This is a genomic window from Segatella oris, assembly GCF_900637655.1.
Classification (GTDB): Bacteria; Bacteroidota; Bacteroidia; order Bacteroidales; family Bacteroidaceae; genus Prevotella; species Prevotella oris.
In genome coordinates this window covers 2,123,368-2,140,322 of sequence record NZ_LR134384.1, presented here as the reverse complement: position 1 = coordinate 2,140,322, position 16,955 = coordinate 2,123,368, and the positions used below count along the sequence as shown (strand labels likewise).

16 protein-coding genes are annotated in these 16,955 nt (G+C 46.0%); 10 read left to right on the top strand and 6 right to left on the bottom strand.

The genetic code is table 11. From position 1 onward, the window contains the following. Positions 1-15 precede the first annotated feature (15 nt). The 6 genes from EL210_RS08925 to EL210_RS08900 form a co-directional block, all read right to left on the bottom strand. Entirely contained in the window at positions 16-1,041 is a 1,026-nt protein-coding gene (locus EL210_RS08925) for a DUF7833 domain-containing protein (protein WP_018919211.1), read from the bottom strand. 438 nt (positions 1,042-1,479) lie between these two features. Continuing rightward, on the bottom strand, positions 1,480-2,268 hold the full coding sequence (gene ccsA / locus EL210_RS08920; RefSeq protein ID WP_018919210.1) for a cytochrome c biogenesis protein CcsA: 789 nt from the start codon (positions 2,266-2,268) through the stop codon (positions 1,480-1,482). Between the two features lie 3 nt (positions 2,269-2,271). Further along, entirely contained in the window at positions 2,272-3,558 is a 1,287-nt protein-coding gene (locus EL210_RS08915) for a cytochrome c biogenesis protein ResB (RefSeq protein WP_018919209.1), read from the bottom strand. 74 nt (positions 3,559-3,632) lie between these two features. Continuing rightward, complete coding sequence (nrfA, locus tag EL210_RS08910; protein WP_018919208.1) at positions 3,633-5,129, bottom strand: ammonia-forming cytochrome c nitrite reductase; 1,497 nt, start codon at positions 5,127-5,129, stop codon at positions 3,633-3,635. 60 nt (positions 5,130-5,189) lie between these two features. Beyond that, positions 5,190-5,843 carry a cytochrome c nitrite reductase small subunit gene (nrfH, locus tag EL210_RS08905; RefSeq protein WP_004372592.1) on the bottom strand — a complete coding sequence of 218 codons (654 nt, stop codon included), beginning with the start codon at positions 5,841-5,843 and terminating at the stop codon, positions 5,190-5,192. Positions 5,844-5,999: 156 nt separating this feature from the next. Next, positions 6,000-6,926 carry a hydrogen peroxide-inducible genes activator gene (locus tag EL210_RS08900; protein WP_018919207.1) on the bottom strand — a complete coding sequence of 309 codons (927 nt, stop codon included), beginning with the start codon at positions 6,924-6,926 and terminating at the stop codon, positions 6,000-6,002. A 258-nt stretch (positions 6,927-7,184) separates the two neighbouring features. Here EL210_RS08900 and rbr point away from each other — a divergent pair, with 258 nt between their 5' ends. From rbr to EL210_RS08850, 10 genes are all read left to right on the top strand, one after another. Beyond that, positions 7,185-7,838, top strand: coding sequence for a rubrerythrin (gene rbr, locus EL210_RS08895; protein ID WP_004372594.1), 654 nt, complete (start codon positions 7,185-7,187; stop codon positions 7,836-7,838). 461 nt (positions 7,839-8,299) lie between these two features. After that, the gene (locus EL210_RS08890) at positions 8,300-8,650 is read left to right on the top strand and encodes an NADH-quinone oxidoreductase subunit A (RefSeq protein ID WP_004376595.1); all 351 of its coding nucleotides are present in this window, start codon (positions 8,300-8,302) and stop codon (positions 8,648-8,650) included. After that, complete coding sequence (locus tag EL210_RS08885) at positions 8,641-9,363, top strand: NADH-quinone oxidoreductase subunit B (RefSeq protein WP_018919205.1); 723 nt, start codon at positions 8,641-8,643, stop codon at positions 9,361-9,363. Before EL210_RS08890 ends, EL210_RS08885 begins: the two co-directional genes overlap by 10 nt. A gap of 14 nt (positions 9,364-9,377) precedes the next feature. Continuing rightward, positions 9,378-10,949, top strand: coding sequence for an NADH-quinone oxidoreductase subunit D-related protein (locus EL210_RS08880; protein ID WP_025879478.1), 1,572 nt, complete (start codon positions 9,378-9,380; stop codon positions 10,947-10,949). A 2-nt stretch (positions 10,950-10,951) separates the two neighbouring features. Then, the gene (gene nuoH, locus EL210_RS08875; RefSeq protein WP_004376589.1) at positions 10,952-12,022 is read left to right on the top strand and encodes an NADH-quinone oxidoreductase subunit NuoH; all 1,071 of its coding nucleotides are present in this window, start codon (positions 10,952-10,954) and stop codon (positions 12,020-12,022) included. A gap of 35 nt (positions 12,023-12,057) precedes the next feature. Continuing rightward, entirely contained in the window at positions 12,058-12,591 is a 534-nt protein-coding gene (locus EL210_RS08870) for a NuoI/complex I 23 kDa subunit family protein (protein WP_018919203.1), read from the top strand. A 6-nt stretch (positions 12,592-12,597) separates the two neighbouring features. Beyond that, a complete protein-coding gene (locus EL210_RS08865) occupies positions 12,598-13,119 on the top strand; it encodes an NADH-quinone oxidoreductase subunit J family protein (RefSeq protein ID WP_004372601.1) in 522 nt (173 codons plus the stop codon). Further along, complete coding sequence (gene nuoK / locus EL210_RS08860) at positions 13,116-13,427, top strand: NADH-quinone oxidoreductase subunit NuoK (protein ID WP_004372602.1); 312 nt, start codon at positions 13,116-13,118, stop codon at positions 13,425-13,427. Before EL210_RS08865 ends, nuoK begins: the two co-directional genes overlap by 4 nt. Before the next feature lie 5 nt (positions 13,428-13,432). Then, positions 13,433-15,415, top strand: a complete 1,983-nt coding sequence (gene nuoL, locus EL210_RS08855; protein ID WP_004372603.1) for an NADH-quinone oxidoreductase subunit L — start codon at positions 13,433-13,435, stop codon at positions 15,413-15,415. A 33-nt stretch (positions 15,416-15,448) separates the two neighbouring features. Then, the gene (locus tag EL210_RS08850; RefSeq protein ID WP_025879479.1) at positions 15,449-16,951 is read left to right on the top strand and encodes a complex I subunit 4 family protein; all 1,503 of its coding nucleotides are present in this window, start codon (positions 15,449-15,451) and stop codon (positions 16,949-16,951) included. Positions 16,952-16,955: the final 4 nt, after the last annotated feature.

The window sequence follows — 16,955 nt, the reverse complement described above, 5'->3', positions numbered from 1 at the left end:
GCTTTCATTTTCTTTTTATGATTGACAGCAGCCTGCATTTATCCTGCCTGCATTTTGTTGCTCGTTTCGCTGTGATTGCATTTTCATTTGGTAGTTTCTCTCATAGATGCGGTTCTGATACGCCATGAAATGAGCACGCGTATTGCTTCCCAGTCGCATCAGATTGGCTAAGTAGTCCTTGGCATCAGCAATGTCTTTCACTCGCTTGGCATGTGATTGGCAGTAGTATTGGAACCAGAAGAGCAGGTTACGGCGCACGGCAAAGTTCGTCCGCACGGCAAGATTGGCAATGCGTTCGAGACTTGTCATGTATTCGTTGTCCTGATAAAGTTGGCTCAACAGCTCGCGTGTCACGCCCATTTCAGCCTGCGTGGGTGGGGCAGCTGCCGTTTGTTCGGTCCGATGCCGCACTTCCGTTTTCTGTGTCTTCCGTTGTTTCGTGACACAAGATATTGCCGAATGCATGGCCGTTATACTTTCCTCTCTCCTCAACTTCCTCCCGTCGGCGTCGCACTCCCCTCCTTGGGAGGGGCTGGGGGAGGTCTTTTCTCTCTTTTTCTCTTTCGTCGTTATTTGTTCTTGTTCTTTGTTCTTGTTCTTAGGAAAGCTAACTTCTTGATTATCAAGTGTCTCATTTGTTAATTTATCTAAACTGTGATTTATTTGCTTTTCATTTGCAGAAGAATTGCCGAAAAACTGCAGTAAATACGGACTAAAAAATATCTTTCCGTTGGCTTCAATTTCAAAGAGTGAAGGAAACTCCATGATAAGCTGCAGCACACTGTTTTTTCTTTTGTGACAGATGCGGGCGATTTCGTTCACAGCATAGAGTGGGGCACGACAGTCTGTGCGGCGTTCGATGAGATATTTCATGATGAACACCACAACTCCCCAACCCTCGATGCCATATTTTTCTCTTACGAGCATCATGTCGTAAGAGTTGAGCATCGAAATGTCAAGACGTATAAAGACTTCTGAACTCTGCATGGCACGGTTGTTACGGGCAGCCATGTTGCCCTTTTGCATACGTTGATTTTCCATGAGAAAAAGATTATTAATTTGTTATCCACCTACAAAGATACAAAATTTCGACCCCCATTTGCAAGTATTTTGAAAGGAAAATTCAAAATCATTCTTGTTTGAGAAGCATTGCCGGTGGAAATGAACTGTGGTTCAGGATGTTATGAGAAAAGGTTATTTTTTCAGTCTGTCGGGGTTCTGTTTTGTATCATTTCAGCGTGTAATCTGATGCAAATGAGCCTGCCATTTGATGCAGATTGTGGTGTAATCTGACGCGGATTGAAAACCTGTTGTGGGGTAGATGCTGGCAGTGGAAAAGGTATTCTTCTGTTGGTTCCTATAAAATCATCAGACCTTGCGGATATTGTCAAAATATCAGCAAGGTCTGATGGCATAGCAATTCTTTTACAGTACTGTGAAAGTAAAAGCCTTTGTCTGCGTGGGGAAAAGGCGGTTTTCTCAATCCATGTTATAGGTATGCACGCTGACTCCCTGCGCTGAAGGCAAGTAGTTGATGCCCCACCAGCACATTTGCAGCAGGAAGAAGCACACGATGAGCATGATGAGGGCCGGCTTCGGGCGTGAAGGTCGGTACTGACGATAGTGGATATAGACTAAATAAGCTAACCAAGTAATGGCTGCCCAGGTCTCTTTCGGGTCCCAGGCCCAGTAGTGTCCCCAGGCATCCTTGGCCCAGAGTGCCCCCATGAGCATACCGAGTGTGACGAACGACAGGCCTACATAGACGAGGTTGTCAGTGATGTCGAGTTCTTCTTCGGTGGCATCGCTCTTCTTGACGAACAGCAGATAAACGGCCATTACCATGGCTGCCCCGAGCAAGGCATAGGACATCATGTAGACAATGACGTGAGGGGCGAACCAAGGACTCTGCAATGCGGGCATCAAGGTCTTGGAATGGATTTCCGGTTTGAGGATATTGATGCCTACAAACACCGTAGCCAACAGGCAGCTGAATGGGAGTATCCATTTATAATGCCAGCGGCTGTAGACGATGAGGCCTGCCAATGGCAGGAAAAAGCTATACCACAGCCGTGTCTCTCCCATGGTGCGGAGTGGCGGACGCTCCAGATTTATCCACATACATAATATATAGGTGAAGAAAACGGCTAATCCGATACCTGTCAGTGTATAGGCCATGGTCTTCTTTCCTTTCCATGATGCCACGGCTCCGACAGCCCAGCAGATGACCGAGATGATAGCGAAAATGATAAAATAACTCCAAGTCATGGTTTATTTCTCCTTTTTCTTGCCGGCTGTGAGAAACATTCCCACTGCACCGATGATTAACAGATAGATACCCACATAGACGGCATGGAGCCACGGGTCGCGCACAAGTTCAAACACACTGACATTGCTCCATTTGCCCATCTGCTCGTTGTAGCTGAGCTGATAGATTTTCCAGCCATTAATGCTATAGGGCTTGTTGACTTCGATTTCGGTCATTATGTTCTTTCCGTCTTGGGTATAGATGTTCACATCCGAGGCATAGCGCTTCGGTTCACGGCTTGCCATGACGAGTGCTTTGCCATTGTCGAGCTTCAAGGTCTCCAATGGAAACTGATAGCTTCCGCAGGTTACCCAGCCTTTTTTCATTGCGTTGCCTTTTGTTGCCGTAATGGAAATGGCACAGGCCGAACCTGCCATGCTGCTCTTGATGTAGCCTCCTTTCTTCATGGCCATGCCGAGTGAGTCCATGTGCAGCATGCCTTGCATCTGCTTGGGCATGTTCTTGATCATGCCGGCCAACAGTGCGGGCACAGCGTCTTCAATCTTCTTGTCCACCTGAATGTGCCAACCGGCTATGGAACCCTGCTTGAAGTGATCGTCGATGAGCAGCACTTCCGGTTTCTTGTAGGGTATGGGGCGTCCCATTTTGTCAATAACCATCAGCTTGGGTGGGTATTCATCGATTGTGAAACGGTTGAGCTGAATGGCTATCGGCAACTCATGCACGTTGTTGTAGGCATCTAATCCACGCCATTCGGGTTGTCCTTTTTCACAATACATCTTGAGTCTCTGCATGTCTGCACTGCCTAACGTGGCACACGTAAGAGCGATGAAAAGACCTAAATGGCTTGTGATGACGGGCAGTCTGCGCCATGAAAAGCGGGCAGTCTGTTTGATTGTGATTTCTCCGACGAGCATTGTCATCCAGAAATAAACAAGGATGAACGGCCAGAAATTCAGCATCTTGCTCAATCCTATGAGGTCGGCTGCAGGTTTGTCGGCAGGAACCTGTCGGGCCACTCCCATGACGAGTGTCAGCAATGCAGCCGCAGCAATAGCGGGAATTGCTGCCTGCATCGTGGTCATGAAGCTGAAGAAGTAGACGCGTCGGCGGAGAAGATAAAAGATAAGAAGGGCAATGATAAGTACGATGAGCGTTATTCCGTTGGCCGGCCAGAGGAATAAGGCCCAGTCTAACGGCCCCATCGAGAATTGAAGAAGCAATCCGACCAACAGCAATCCTGCAACGATAGCCGTTCCTTCTTTCATGTTCCAAGGTTTATTCCACATAGTTGTTCATGAAGAAAGGGGCATCGAAAGTGGTTTCTCCGATGCTCCTTTCAAGTGTTATTGATTGTCTGTCATTACATGGGTTTGGTTATGAAGCGCTTGTTCTTGCGTGCCGTTTCAATCCATTTTGGAACGACAGTATTGAGGAAATCCTGCTTCTGTGCATGCAGGGTCTTCATGTCAAGACCTACATATTTAGCTGCTTTCTCGCGCGTTGAGATGTCGGGGAGAGGTATCTGGCCCGTGAAGCCATGCTTTGCTGCCACACGTGTAGCCTGCAATTGGGCATCCTTGGCATACATCATCGAATTGGCGAGGAGGCGCATCACCTCTTGTGGAGCGTGGAAAGCTGCACCGTGGCTGGCCAAAGAATAGTCCCAACGCCACTGACTCTTGCGGATGTCACTCAAGCATTGTTTCATTTCGGCCTCTGTAGCACCCTTGTCCCAGGCAAACTTGGCATAGATGTGCGCGTTGGCCAATTCTTTGTTGACCTTAAGGGCAAAGTCATATACCTTCTGCTGACGCTCATAGACATTCTGACGGAGGGTTTCTGCATCCTGTCTGTGACAGGTCTGGCAGGTGCGGTCGATGTGTGCAAGCGGACTCATGATGTGGTGGTCGGTGTATTTCACACCGCCTTCTGAAATGTAAGGCATGTGGCAATCAGCACAGGAAACATTGCGTTGACCGTGGATGCCCTGCTTGAACATTTCGTAACCCGGGTGCTGTGCTTTCAGAATTTTAGCATGAGAGAGTGGGTGAATATAGTCATAGAAGCCGATACTGTCATAGTATTCTTCGGCTGCTTCACAGGTAAGTCCCTTCTCTTGTGGGAAGTGCAGATAGTTGCCGTTCTCCTTTTCGAAGTAGTACTCGGTGTGACATTGTGCACAGACTAAGCTTCTCATTTCCTGGTGACTGGCTTTCTTGACATCCTTTCCTACGCGTGCCCAAGCCTCATAGAGGGCCGGACGTGCAGGTTTGAGATCCATTGTCCGGGCATCATGGCAGTCAGAGCAGCCCACGGTGTTCATCACTTCGCCTCCCCAGTCGCTCCATTTTGCAGCATAGAATGCGTTCGTTCCCTTCTCACGCATCAGCCGTGGCACGTCAGGCCCCTTGCAAGTCCAGCATGTTCCGGGTTGAAGATCCTTCTGACCATCAACGCCCGGAGAACCCGTGCGCAGGATTTTGCGCAGGTCTTCAATGCAATGGCGGTGCCCACGTGGGGTATTGTAGTCTCTTGAGAAGGCGTAACCGTCCCATATGACAACGATTTCAGGACATTTCTCCAGAATGCTTTTCTCCTGTGACCCATTGTATTTGCTCTCGAAAGTGGTATCTTCGGTCATCGCCCATGACTGGTATTCACGTGGAAAGTCCTCTGCAAATTTCTCATTCTGTGCTACGATAGAGTCGGTCATCGGCGTACGGCGATTGTTGAAGATGCTGGCAACTTCAGCTCTTCTTTCCAAAAGCGAAGAGCAGAGAAGGCCCAAGACGAAAACAACAACCATTGCTCCTCCGAAGAGCAGCCAACCTTGCCATTTCTTAAGTTGTTTTGCCATAGTTATTTGGTTTTATAGTTTATTCGGATAATCTTGTGGATAATGCGGTTTGAGGAATGTTTATTTTCCTTGCTTCGGCCCCTCATAAGGCTTGTGGCCCAAGGCTCTTTGCAGCCAAGCGGGTACGGGATCGGGTGGCATAGGCTCAACAAATTCAGCTCCCGGAGTGGATGAAAGCGAGTTCATTCCCATGTGAGGCACGTTGCGGTGACAGTCCCAGCAGGCCTTTCCCTCCCCGCGCTTGGCCATCATGTAGTCAATGCGTCCAGTCTTCACGAATTCCTGATTGAGTTGTTTGTGGCAGCGGATGCAATTGTCCATGATGACTTCTGCTGAAGCGTCTTCGGCCTCAATAGCCTGACGTTCGCTGTGAGTGACGAAGTAGGCCACGTGCTTCATGCCGTCCATACCCTTGAAAAAATAGTGTGAAGCGATGTTGTTGTTGGGCACATGGCAGTCGTTGCAGGTGACATCACGGCCATGTGAAGAGTGCGACCATGTGGCATAATAGGGCGACATGATATGGCAGTTGATGCAGGCTGCAGGGTCATCCCCCACAATGTAGGTGTGCATGCGAAGAAGATACATGAATAAAACCACCAAGCCGAACGTGATGCCGCATAAAGTCGTTATGATGATCTTCTGTCTATAGGATAGTCTGTTGACAAACGATTTCCATCCGGTTTTCAGATTGGTATAGGTCAGTCGCTTCATAGATTGTCGGTTTATTTATGATGCAAATTTAACAAATATGTCTGCATATCATGTAAACAATTCTGAAAATTATCCTCATTTATTAGGATAAAATAATAGCTGTCGGCAAAAATACTGACAGCTATCTTATTTTGTAAACTTAGAGTTTGCAATCTGCTATACGCGTTGTTGAATTTGTTTCAGTTTCAACATGTCGGCCGGAACAGCTTTCTGGATGGAGTCGATAAGCAGCTGGCGGATGGTGTGGCGCACGAAATTCTTGTTGTTGATGATGACGATATCACGTGTAGGAATAGGGATGGCAAAGGGGCGGACGAGTTCTTTCTGACTGTCGGCCAACTGAAAAATGGCCAATTCTGGAATGAAAGTGATGCCTTTCCCGTTTTCCACAATGCGCATGAATGTCTCTATACTGCCTAAGGAATAGGCTTTCTGACTTTGCTTAGCCTCTTTCAATTGGCAGAATTTCACCAATTGATCTCTGAAGCAATGCCCTTCATCGAGCATCCACAGATATTCTCCTTTGAGGTCGGCCGTGTGTATCACCTTATTAATATATAGAGGGTCATTCTTTGCCACGTAGCCGAAGAACTGCTCATAGAAGAGGTGGATGGTTTCAAATTCACCCATACCCTCAAGCTCAGCCAATATGCCCACGTCAATATCTCCCTGCTCGAGCGCTTTCTTGATTTCGTGGGTCTGCATCTCACGGATGCGGATATCCAATTCAGGATAGTGCTGCATGAGCTGTGGAAAGAAGCGGGGAATGAGGTAGGGCGCAATAGTCGGAAGAATTCCTACACGGAAAGTGCCACTCAACGAATGCTTTTCTTCATCTACCGAAGACTTGAGTTGCTTGGCATGCTGCAGGATTTCCCACCCCTGGTCAATGATGTGCTGACCGATGGGGGTAGGGAGGATAGGCTGCCGCTTGCGGTCGAAGATCTTCACTCCCAACTCTTCTTCGAGCTTCTGTATCATGGAGCTTAGTGTCGGTTGGGTCACATTGCAGGCCTCTGCTGCCTTTGCAAAGTGCTTGTGGCGGTAGACTGCCATGATATATTCCAATTGTTGCAGTGTCATATTTCTTGGTTTTTGTATGCTTCGTTCCTGCAAAGATAGTCTTTTTTTCGTGATTATCAAAGTTTAGTTTCCTGTGTCTATTAAAAAAAACAAAATGTATTTATCTTCTCGGGTATCTTCTTAAAGGCGGTGAATAAAGGCATCATCAGGAAGTTATAGATTTTATTCTATCAATTTATAGAGTCTATCATTTGCTTTTATAAAATGTAAGTTCTATCTTTGCACCAGAATAATAAACGATATTTATACAAAAGCATTATGAAAAAGAAGTTTATCTGTACCGTTTGTGGTTACATTTATGAAGGAGCAGAGGCACCTGCAGAGTGCCCGGTATGTCACGTGAAAGCTGACAAGTTTAAGGAATTCAACCCACAGGCTCTGAAGGGAACGAAGACCGAGCAGAATCTGAAAGATGCCTTTGCCGGCGAGAGTCAGGCTCACACCAAGTATCTTTACTATGCTTCAAAGGCCAAGAAAGATGGTTATGAGCAGATTGCAGAACTCTTCACAGAGACTGCGCTCAATGAGAAAGAGCATGCAAAATTGTGGTTCAAGTTCCTGCATGAGGGTGATATTCCCACAACAACTACGAATCTTGCAGACGCAGCTGCAGGCGAGAACTACGAGTGGACCGACATGTATGAGCAAATGGCAAAGCAGGCTATTGCAGACGGTTTCCCTGAATTGGCAGTGAAGTTCCGCTCTGTAGGTGCTATCGAAAAGCGTCATGAAGAGCGCTATCGCAAGCTGTTGAATAATATTGAAGAAGGTATTGTTTTCTCTAAAGATGGAGACCGTGTATGGCAGTGTCGTAACTGCGGCCACATTCATATTGGCAAGACGGCTCCTGAAGTTTGTCCGGTTTGCAACCACCCGAAGAGTTTCTTCCAGGTTGCAGCTGAAAATTTCTAAATGTTTGTTCATAATTTGGATAATGGAAAGCCGAGCAGTGATGCTCGGCTTTTTTGTGTCTGCATAGAAGCATGTTGTCCGTGTAAAGCCTCGGGATATGGATGTTGTCAGCTTTTTAAGCCGTGCTGACAGCATGTGGAGAAGCCTTGCAATCTGTGCCGGATTGCAGTGTGATCTGCGTCATGTTATCGTGTGATCTGCGTCAGATTGCGTGGTATTCTGCATCAAGTCAGGAGCTGGGTCAACAGAGAGGGAAGTGGTTGTTTGGCCGTGAGGCTGAATGAATGATTTTGAATTATGGACAGTCTTCACTCATTAAATGGTTAAAATTGTCACCTCCATATTACATTTTTTATAAAAAGAGAGTGATAAGTCTAATATTATTGTTAACTTTGCAGCGCTTTGGGTGGATTAGCTCTCCACCGTACATGAGGCAAATAATTAATAACGTTATAAAATTTATGTATTTTACTTTATTCATTACCGTTTTGATAACGGCTGTGGTTTTGGTGGTGGCAGCTTATGTCATTGCTAAACTCATCGGCCCACGTTCATACAATCCGGTAAAGGGTGAGCCTTTTGAATGTGGTATTCCGACGCATGGCAGCTCCTGGCTTCCTATGCATGTGGGATATTATCTGTTTGCCATCCTCTTCCTGATGTTTGACATAGAGACCGTGTTTCTCTATCCATGGGCTGTAGTCGTTAAGCAATTTGGTTCATTGGCCTTGATAAGCATTGGCTTCTTCTTGGTTGTTTTAGTTTTAGGCCTTGCTTATGCATGGCGGAAAGGAGCGTTGGAATGGAAGTAAGAAAACCGCACATCAAGAGTATTCCCTATGATGAATTCAAGGATAATGACTCTCTTGAGAAGATTACCCAAGAACTGAATGAAGGCGGTGTCAACGTTATTGTCGGTTCGCTTGACCAGGCAATCAACTGGGGACGCAGCAACTCACTGTGGTCTTTGACTTTCGGAACGTCATGCTGTGGCATAGAGTTCATGGCTGTGGGCTGTGCCCGTTATGACTTTTCACGTTTCGGTTTCGAGGTTACCCGTAACTCCCCACGTCAGGCCGACCTTATTATGTGTGCCGGAACGATAACCAATAAGATGGCTCCTGTGTTCAAACGCCTCTATGATGAGATAGCTGAGCCGAAGTATGTTGTGGCTGTTGGTGGCTGTACGATCAGTGGAGGCCCATTCAAGAAGAGCTACAACGTTGTTCGTGGCATTGACGAGCTGGTGCCTGTTGATGTCTATATCCCCGGTTGTCCTCCGCGTCCGGAGGCTATCCTTTATGGTATGATGCAGTTGCAGCGCAAGGTGAAGGTGGAGAAGTTCTTCGGCGGAGCCAACCATAAGATGACGAAAGAAGAGCGTGAGCTGTCTATGTCGAAGGGTGGTTTGCGCGGATTGAGCAATGAAACGATTACTGCTGCCGAGAAACTTGGAAAGAAATCGCCTATCATCGTAACGGATGTGCCCGCTGATTTCGATCCCGAAAAAGGTCTAACAGATTAATAAGGTAAAAGAAGATGAAATTAAATAACATAGAACTTCAATTCGATGACTTTGCCGCAGAGATGGCGAAGTTGAAGAACGAAAAGCATTTCGACTATCTTGTTACCATTATTGGTGAAGACTTTGGTGAGGAAGGCTTGGGCTGTATCTATATTCTTGAGAACACAGAAAGCCATGAACGCTGCTCGGTCAGAACGATTGCAAAGCAGATAGGTAAGGAATATGTCATTCCAACCACGATTCATCTGTGGAATGCTGCCAACTTGCTTGAGCGTGAAGTGTTTGATTTCTTGGGCATCAAGTTCCTTGGTCATCCAGACATGCGCCGTCTGTTCATGCGTAATGACTTTAAAGGCTATCCGCTCCGCAAGGATTTTGATGCGAGTCCTGAAGCCAACATGTTCCCGACAACCGATGAACCAGAGAGTGATTTCACTACGGAATGGAACCTCGACAAGCAGGGAAACTTGGTTGCAACCCAGCATCGCATGTTTGATGAAGATGACTTCATCGTGAACTTGGGCCCTAACCACCCGAGCATGCACGGTGTGCTTCGCTTGCAGACGGTGCTCGATGGTGAAACCGTGAAACACATCTATCCTCATTTGGGATATATTCATCGTGGTATGGAGAAGATGTGTGAAAGCATGACTTATCCACAGACACTGGCTTTCACCGACCGTCTGAACTATCTTTGTGCCATGATGCACCGTCATGCCTTGGTGGGCGTTATTGAGGAAGGTATGGGCATAGAGCTTTCAGACCGCATTCAGTATATCCGTACCATCATGGATGAACTTCAGCGTATTGACAACCACTTGCTGTTCCTTGGCACCTGTGCACAGGACTTGAGCGCGCTGACCGCATTCCTTTATTGTATGCGCGACCGTGAGCATGTGCTGAATGTCATGGAGGAAACTACGGGTGGACGTCTCATTCAGAACTACTATCGCATTGGTGGTTTGCAGGATGATATCGACCCGAACTTTGTTCAGAACGTGAAGACACTCTGCAAATATCTGCGTCCGATGGTTCAGGAATACCTCGATGTCTTTGGGGATAACGTCATCACACATCAGCGTCTTGAAGGTGTCGGGCCGATGAATCTTGAAGATTGTATCAATTATGCCGTGACAGGTCCGGCCGGACGTGCTGCCGGTTGGCATAACGATGTGCGCAAAAATCACCCTTATGCCATGTATAGTAAGGTTGACTTTGAGGAGGTGACACTGACGGGTGCCGACTCTATGGCACGCTATATGGTTCATATCAAGGAGATTTATCAGAGTCTGAATATCATTGAACAGTTGATAGACAACATTCCTGAGGGTGAATTCTATATCAAGCAGAAACCTATTATCAAGGTGCCCGAAGGCCAGTGGTTCTTCTCTGTTGAGGGTGGAGCTGGTGAGTTTGGCGTATATCTTGACTCACGTGGCGACAAGAGTCCTTACCGTCTGAAGATGCGTCCAATGGGTCTGACCCTTACAGGTGCATTCGACAAGATGCTGAAGGGACAGAAGTTAGCCGACCTTGTGGCTACAGGTGCAGCAATTGATTTCGTTATACCAGATATTGATAGATAATTATGTATGATTTTAGTATAGTAACAAGATGGATTGACAGTCTTCTCCGTCACACGTTGAATCTTGGAGATTTCTGGTCGATTTTGATAGAGTGTGTACTGGTAGGCATCTGCATTCTCACAGCCTATGCACTGATTGCTATCGTGCTAATCTTCATGGAACGTAAGGTTTGCGCCTATTTCCAGTGTCGTCTTGGCCCGATGCGTGTTGGTCCTTGGGGGATCTTCCAGGTGTTTGCTGACGTGTTGAAGATGTTGATTAAGGAAATCTTTGCTGTTGATAAGGCAGACAAGATGCTTTATTACATTGCTCCTTTCTTGGTTATCATTGCATCTGTCGGCACATTCTCTTTCCTTCCTTGGAACAAAGGTGCTGCAGTGCTCGACTTCAATGTTGGCGTTTTCCTGCTGACAGCAATTTCGAGTATTGGCATTCTGGGTGTCTTCTTGGCAGGTTGGGGTAGTAACAACAAGTATTCTGTAGTCAGTGCCATGCGTGGTGCAGTTCAGATGATATCCTATGAAATGTCATTATGCCTGTGCCTTATCAGTGCAGTTGTCTTGACAGGTACCATGCAGATTGGTGGTATTGTGGAAGCACAGCACGGAGCATGGCTTATATTCCAGACCCCAGTTACATGGCTTGCTTTCTTGGTGTTCCTCGTTGCAGGCAATGCTGAGGCTAACCGTGGCCCATTTGACTTGGCAGAGGCTGAGAGTGAGTTGACAGCCGGTTATCATACAGAGTATTCCGGTATGGGCTTCGGTTTCTATTATCTGGCTGAATACTTGAACCTGTTTGTTATCTCGGGTATTGCTGCTACAGTGTTCTTGGGAGGCTGGATGCCTTTGCATGTAGCTGGTCTTGACGGTTTCAATGCCGTGATGGATTTCATTCCGGGCATCATCTGGTTCTTTGTAAAGACGTTTGCAATTGTGTGGATCCTGATGTGGATTCGCTGGACATTCCCTCGTCTTCGTATTGACCAGATATTGAAATTGGAGTGGAAGTATCTCATGCCATTGATGCTTGTCATTCTGACTTTGACAACCGTTTGGGTTGCCTTGGTTTAATTCTTTCATGAAATTGATTAAGGAATTTAATTAAAATGGAAAATAACAAATCATATTTCGGTGAAATAGGTGCTGCACTGAAGACACTTGGAACAGGTCTGAAGGTGACGATGAAGGAATACTTCACGCCGAAGACTACGGAGCAGTATCCTGAAAACCGCAAGACTACCCTGCATGTTGCAAAGCGTCATCGTGGCCGTCTTGTCTTCTTGCGTGATGAAGATGAGAACTATAAATGCACGGCGTGTACCATGTGTGAGAAAGCTTGCCCTAATGATACAATCAAGATTGTAGCCCATTTGGAGGAGAACCCTGAAACGGGTCGCAAGAAGAAACAACTTGATGACTACCAGTATGACCTTGGCGACTGCATGTTCTGTCAGCTTTGTGTCAATGCTTGTAACTTCGGGGCCATAGAGTTTGTGAATGATTTCGAGAACTCTGTCTTCAATCGTGACAAGTTGGTTTATCATCTCGATAAGGAAGTATATAAAGGTGGTAGCCTCCCTAATCTGATTGAAGGTGGTGCACCATTGACAATCGGTAAGTTTAACACTAAAACCAAGTAATAGATTATGGCAAATTTAGTTATGTTTTGCATTTTAGCTGTAGTCATTCTTGGTTCAGCTATCATGTGTGTTCTGACCAAACGCATCATGCGTTCAGCAACATTCCTGCTGTTCGTGTTGTTTGGTGTTGCAGGAATTTATTTCCTTCTTGACTATACGTTCTTAGGTGCAGCACAGATTTCTGTCTATGCCGGTGGCATTACGATGATGTATATCTTCGCCATTCAGCTTGTATCTAAGCGCACGTTGCAAGGTCTTGTTGAGCGTTTCAAGGGCAGCCGAGTTGTCAATGGAATTCTCTTGAGTATTGTTGGTCTTGTGACGGTAGGTTTAGTTCTTATTAAAAACAATTTTTATAATGCAGCGATGCAGGCTACCGACACAGAAGTGCCGATGGAACAGATAGGTACAGCGCTTCTCGGAAGCGACAAGTATCAATATGTGTTGCCTTTCGAATTCATTTCACTGTTCCTGTTGGCGTGTATCATTGGTGGTATTATGATTGCAAGAAAGGAGGATAACAAATGAATATCCCTGTAGAATGTTATCTCGTGCTCAGCACACTTTTGTTCTTCATTGGTGTCTTTGGCTTTGTTACGCGTCGCAACTTGGTTGCCATGCTTATTTCTGTTGAGCTTGTGTTGAACTCTGTAGACTTGAACTTTGCAGTTTTCAACCGTCTCCTTTTCCCCGGACAGCTTGAAGGTTTCTTCTTCACCTTGTTCTCTATAGGAGTCAGTGCGGCAGAGACGGCAGTGGCACTTGCTATTATTATTAATGTTTACCGTAACTACCATAGTGATCAGGTGAACAGTATTGAAAACATGAAATTCTAAAAGAGATGGAATACAGTTATGCATTTTTAATACTTCTTCTGCCTTTCCTGAGCTTCTTGGTTCTGGGACTCTTGGGCATGAAGATGAAGAAGCAGGTAGCTGGTCTTATCGGTACAATCATGTTGGGCAGCCTTTTTGCAATGTCTGTCTATACAGCCTATGAGTATTTCTTTGTCATCGGACGGGATGCTGCCACAGGTATGTACCCGACAGTTACTGTTTTCAATTTTACCTGGTTGAAGTTTACTGAACTGCTTACTTTCAATATCGGATTTCGCCTGACACCTATCAGTGTGATGATGTTGATTGTGATTACAACGGTAAGTTTCATGGTTCACATCTATTCTTTCGGTTACATGGCCGAGCGTGACGAGCATTATAAGTTTGAGGAATACGAACATGGTTTTCAGCGTTTCTATGCTTATCTGTCGCTCTTCACAATGAGTATGCTGGGCTTGGTCGTTGCTACAAATATCTTCCAGATGTATATGTTCTGGGAACTTGTGGGCGTTTGTTCTTATCTGTTGATTGGTTTCTATTATCCAAAGCATGCGGCTGTGCATGCCTCTAAGAAGGCTTTCATTGTTACTCGCTTTGCCGATTTGTTCTTTCTTATTGGTATTCTGTTCTTCAGTTTCTATGTTGGCACGTTCAACTACGACCTGAATGCAAATCCTGAACTGATTGGTAAGCTTGCAAGTGTGGCTAAAGAATATGCTTGGGTGCTTCCAACAGCCTTGTTCTTGATGTTCATTGGTGGTGCAGGTAAGAGTGCTATGTTCCCGCTTCATATCTGGTTGCCGGATGCTATGGAAGGCCCAACACCTGTTTCTGCGCTTATTCATGCTGCAACCATGGTTGTTGCCGGTGTTTATCAGGTTGCAAGTCTCTTCCCAATCTGGGTAGAATATGCCCCCGAACAACTTCACTGGGTAGCTTATATAGCCGCTTTCACCGCTTTCTATGCCGCAGCTGTTGCTTGTGCACAGCGCGATATCAAGCGTGGTTTGGCTTTCTCAACGATTTCTCAGATTGCCTATATGCTTGTAGCTTTGGGCGTTTGTTATGCTCTTGACAACCATGAAGGTGGTCTCGGCTATATGGCAAGTATGTTCCACTTGTTCACACATGCCATGTTCAAGGCTCTCTTGTTCCTTTGCTCCGGCGCTATCATTGTGATTATCGGAAGCAACTTCAAGGAATATATGGGTGGACTCCACAAGTATATGCCTATCACGAATGCCTGTTTCCTCATTGGTTGTATAGCAATCAGTGGTGTATGGCCGTTCGCAGGTTTTTTCTCAAAGGACGAAATTGTATCTGCTTGCTTTGAGTTCTCTCCATTCCTTGGCTGGTTTATGACCCTTGTTTCAGGAATGACAGCATTCTATATGTTCCGTCTCTACTATGTTATTTTCTGGGGACAGAGCTATTATGAGCTTGATCCTGAGAACCGCAAGCGTCCTGCAGAGGTACCTTTCGTTATGTGGGGTCCATTGGTGTTCCTTGCTGTCATCTCAATCTTTGCAGGTTGGATTCCATTCGGACACTTCGTTTCAGCAACAGGCCAATCCATGGAAATCGGTTTGCAACATTTTGAATTCTCAAGTGTAGCATGGTTCAGTCTCTTGGCAGCAGCCATTGGCATTGGATTGGCTACATGGATGTATCTCCCCAAGCACAATCCTGTTCCAGACATGTTGCAGAAGAAGATGCCACGTCTTCACAAGGCAGCGCTCAACCGCTTCTATATTGATGATGCATGGCAGTTCTTCACGCACAAGATTGTGTTCAATTGTTTCTCTAAACCAATTGCATGGTTCGATCGTCATGTTATTGACGGTACGTTCAACTTCATGGCATGGGGTGCTCAGGAAGCTGGTGAGACTATCCGTCCTTGGCAGAGTGGTGATGTCCGTTCATACGCTTCATGGTTCCTTACAGGTACCATTGCATTGACACTGATCTTGCTTTGTATTTTCAGCTAATGAATCATGAACATGAATAAAGACAAGTAAAAAATGAGTATATTAACATTATTTGTAGTAATTCCAGTCCTGATGCTTGTTGGTCTTTGGCTTTCAAAGAACGATAATCAGGTACGTGGCGTGATGGTTGTCGGTGCTACCGCATTGCTTGGCCTTTCAATCTGGCTCACTGTCACATTTATTCAGATGCGCAATGCCGGCAACACTGATTTGATGTTGTTTACCTATAGCGTTCCTTGGTTTGCTCCATTGAATATAGCCTACAGTGTGGGTGTAGACGGTATCTCTGTAGTGATGATACTTCTGTCTGCAGTCATCGTTTTCACAGGAACTTTTGCTTCATGGCAACTTGAACCGATGAAGAAGGGATACTTCCTTTGGTTTGTTCTCTTGAGCATTGGTGTGTTCGGTTTCTTTATTTCGACCGACCTTTTCACCATGTTTATGTTCTATGAGGTAGCCTTGATACCAATGTATCTCCTTATCGGTGTATGGGGAACAGGGCCTAAGGAGTATGCCGCCATGAAGCTTACGTTGATGCTCATGGGTGGTAGTGCGTTGTTGGTTATCGGTATTCTTGGCATCTACTACTTCAGTGGTGCCACCACAATGAATATCAATGAGATTGCTGCTCTGCACAATATTCCTGTATCTGTTCAGAAAGTTTTCTTCCCATTCATCTTCATTGGTTTCGGTGTGTTGGGTGCTTTGTTCCCGTTCCATACATGGTCACCTGACGGTCATGCATCGGCACCGACGGCAGTTTCTATGCTTCATGCCGGTGTATTGATGAAACTTGGCGGTTATGGTTGTTTCCGTATAGCCATGTATCTGCTTCCTGAAGCAGCACAGGAGCTTTCTTGGATATTCCTTATCCTTACCACCTGTTCTGTGGTTTATGGTGCACTTTCTGCTTGTGTACAGACCGACTTGAAGTATATCAATGCCTATTCGTCAGTTTCCCACTGTGGTATGGTGCTCTTTGCACTTTGCATGATGACCCAGACTGCTATCACGGGAGCTGTTCTGCAGATGCTTTCTCATGGTTTGATGACGGCATTGTTCTTTGCCTGCATCGGTATGATTTATCACCGTGCCGGCACACGTGACGTCCGCTATCTCGGCGGATTGATGAAAGTTTTGCCTTTCCTCTCCGTAGCTTATGTTGTGGCAGGTCTTGCCAATCTCGGTCTGCCAGGCTTCTCCGGCTTCGTTGCAGAGATGACCATTTTCGTTGGTTCATTCCAGAATGGCGATATGTTCCATCGTGTCTGCACCATCATTGCATGTTCTTCAATTGTGATAACGGCAGTCTACATCCTGCGTGTTGTTGGTAAAATCCTTTTCCAGAAGGTTGCCAATCCCAAGTTCTTCGAACTTCATGATGCTACATGGGACGAGCGTTTTGCTATTGGAGGTCTGATTTTCTGTGTTGCAGGTCTTGGTCTGTTCCCTCTCTGGGCAAACAATGTCATCAGCGATTCGGTTGGTTCTATCATCAATCATATCCTTGGTACAACGGTTGCTGCGCTGTAATGTA

Excerpts from the sequence above, each read along its gene's own strand:
- EL210_RS08925 (WP_018919211.1), bottom strand. The coding sequence starts at position 1,041 with ATGGAAAATCAACGTATGCAAAAGGGCAACATGGCTGCCCGTAACAAC.
- ccsA (WP_018919210.1), bottom strand. The coding sequence starts at position 2,268 with ATGACTTGGAGTTATTTTATCATTTTCGCTATCATCTCGGTCATCTGC.
- EL210_RS08915 (WP_018919209.1), bottom strand. The coding sequence starts at position 3,558 with ATGTGGAATAAACCTTGGAACATGAAAGAAGGAACGGCTATCGTTGCA.
- nrfA (WP_018919208.1), bottom strand. The coding sequence starts at position 5,129 with ATGGCAAAACAACTTAAGAAATGGCAAGGTTGGCTGCTCTTCGGAGGA.
- nrfH (WP_004372592.1), bottom strand. The coding sequence starts at position 5,843 with ATGAAGCGACTGACCTATACCAATCTGAAAACCGGATGGAAATCGTTT.
- EL210_RS08900 (WP_018919207.1), bottom strand. The coding sequence starts at position 6,926 with ATGACACTGCAACAATTGGAATATATCATGGCAGTCTACCGCCACAAG.
- rbr (WP_004372594.1), top strand. The coding sequence starts at position 7,185 with ATGAAAAAGAAGTTTATCTGTACCGTTTGTGGTTACATTTATGAAGGA.
- EL210_RS08890 (WP_004376595.1), top strand. The coding sequence starts at position 8,300 with ATGTATTTTACTTTATTCATTACCGTTTTGATAACGGCTGTGGTTTTG.
- EL210_RS08885 (WP_018919205.1), top strand. The coding sequence starts at position 8,641 with ATGGAAGTAAGAAAACCGCACATCAAGAGTATTCCCTATGATGAATTC.
- EL210_RS08880 (WP_025879478.1), top strand. The coding sequence starts at position 9,378 with ATGAAATTAAATAACATAGAACTTCAATTCGATGACTTTGCCGCAGAG.
- nuoH (WP_004376589.1), top strand. The coding sequence starts at position 10,952 with ATGTATGATTTTAGTATAGTAACAAGATGGATTGACAGTCTTCTCCGT.
- EL210_RS08870 (WP_018919203.1), top strand. The coding sequence starts at position 12,058 with ATGGAAAATAACAAATCATATTTCGGTGAAATAGGTGCTGCACTGAAG.
- EL210_RS08865 (WP_004372601.1), top strand. The coding sequence starts at position 12,598 with ATGGCAAATTTAGTTATGTTTTGCATTTTAGCTGTAGTCATTCTTGGT.
- nuoK (WP_004372602.1), top strand. The coding sequence starts at position 13,116 with ATGAATATCCCTGTAGAATGTTATCTCGTGCTCAGCACACTTTTGTTC.
- nuoL (WP_004372603.1), top strand. The coding sequence starts at position 13,433 with ATGGAATACAGTTATGCATTTTTAATACTTCTTCTGCCTTTCCTGAGC.
- EL210_RS08850 (WP_025879479.1), top strand. The coding sequence starts at position 15,449 with ATGAGTATATTAACATTATTTGTAGTAATTCCAGTCCTGATGCTTGTT.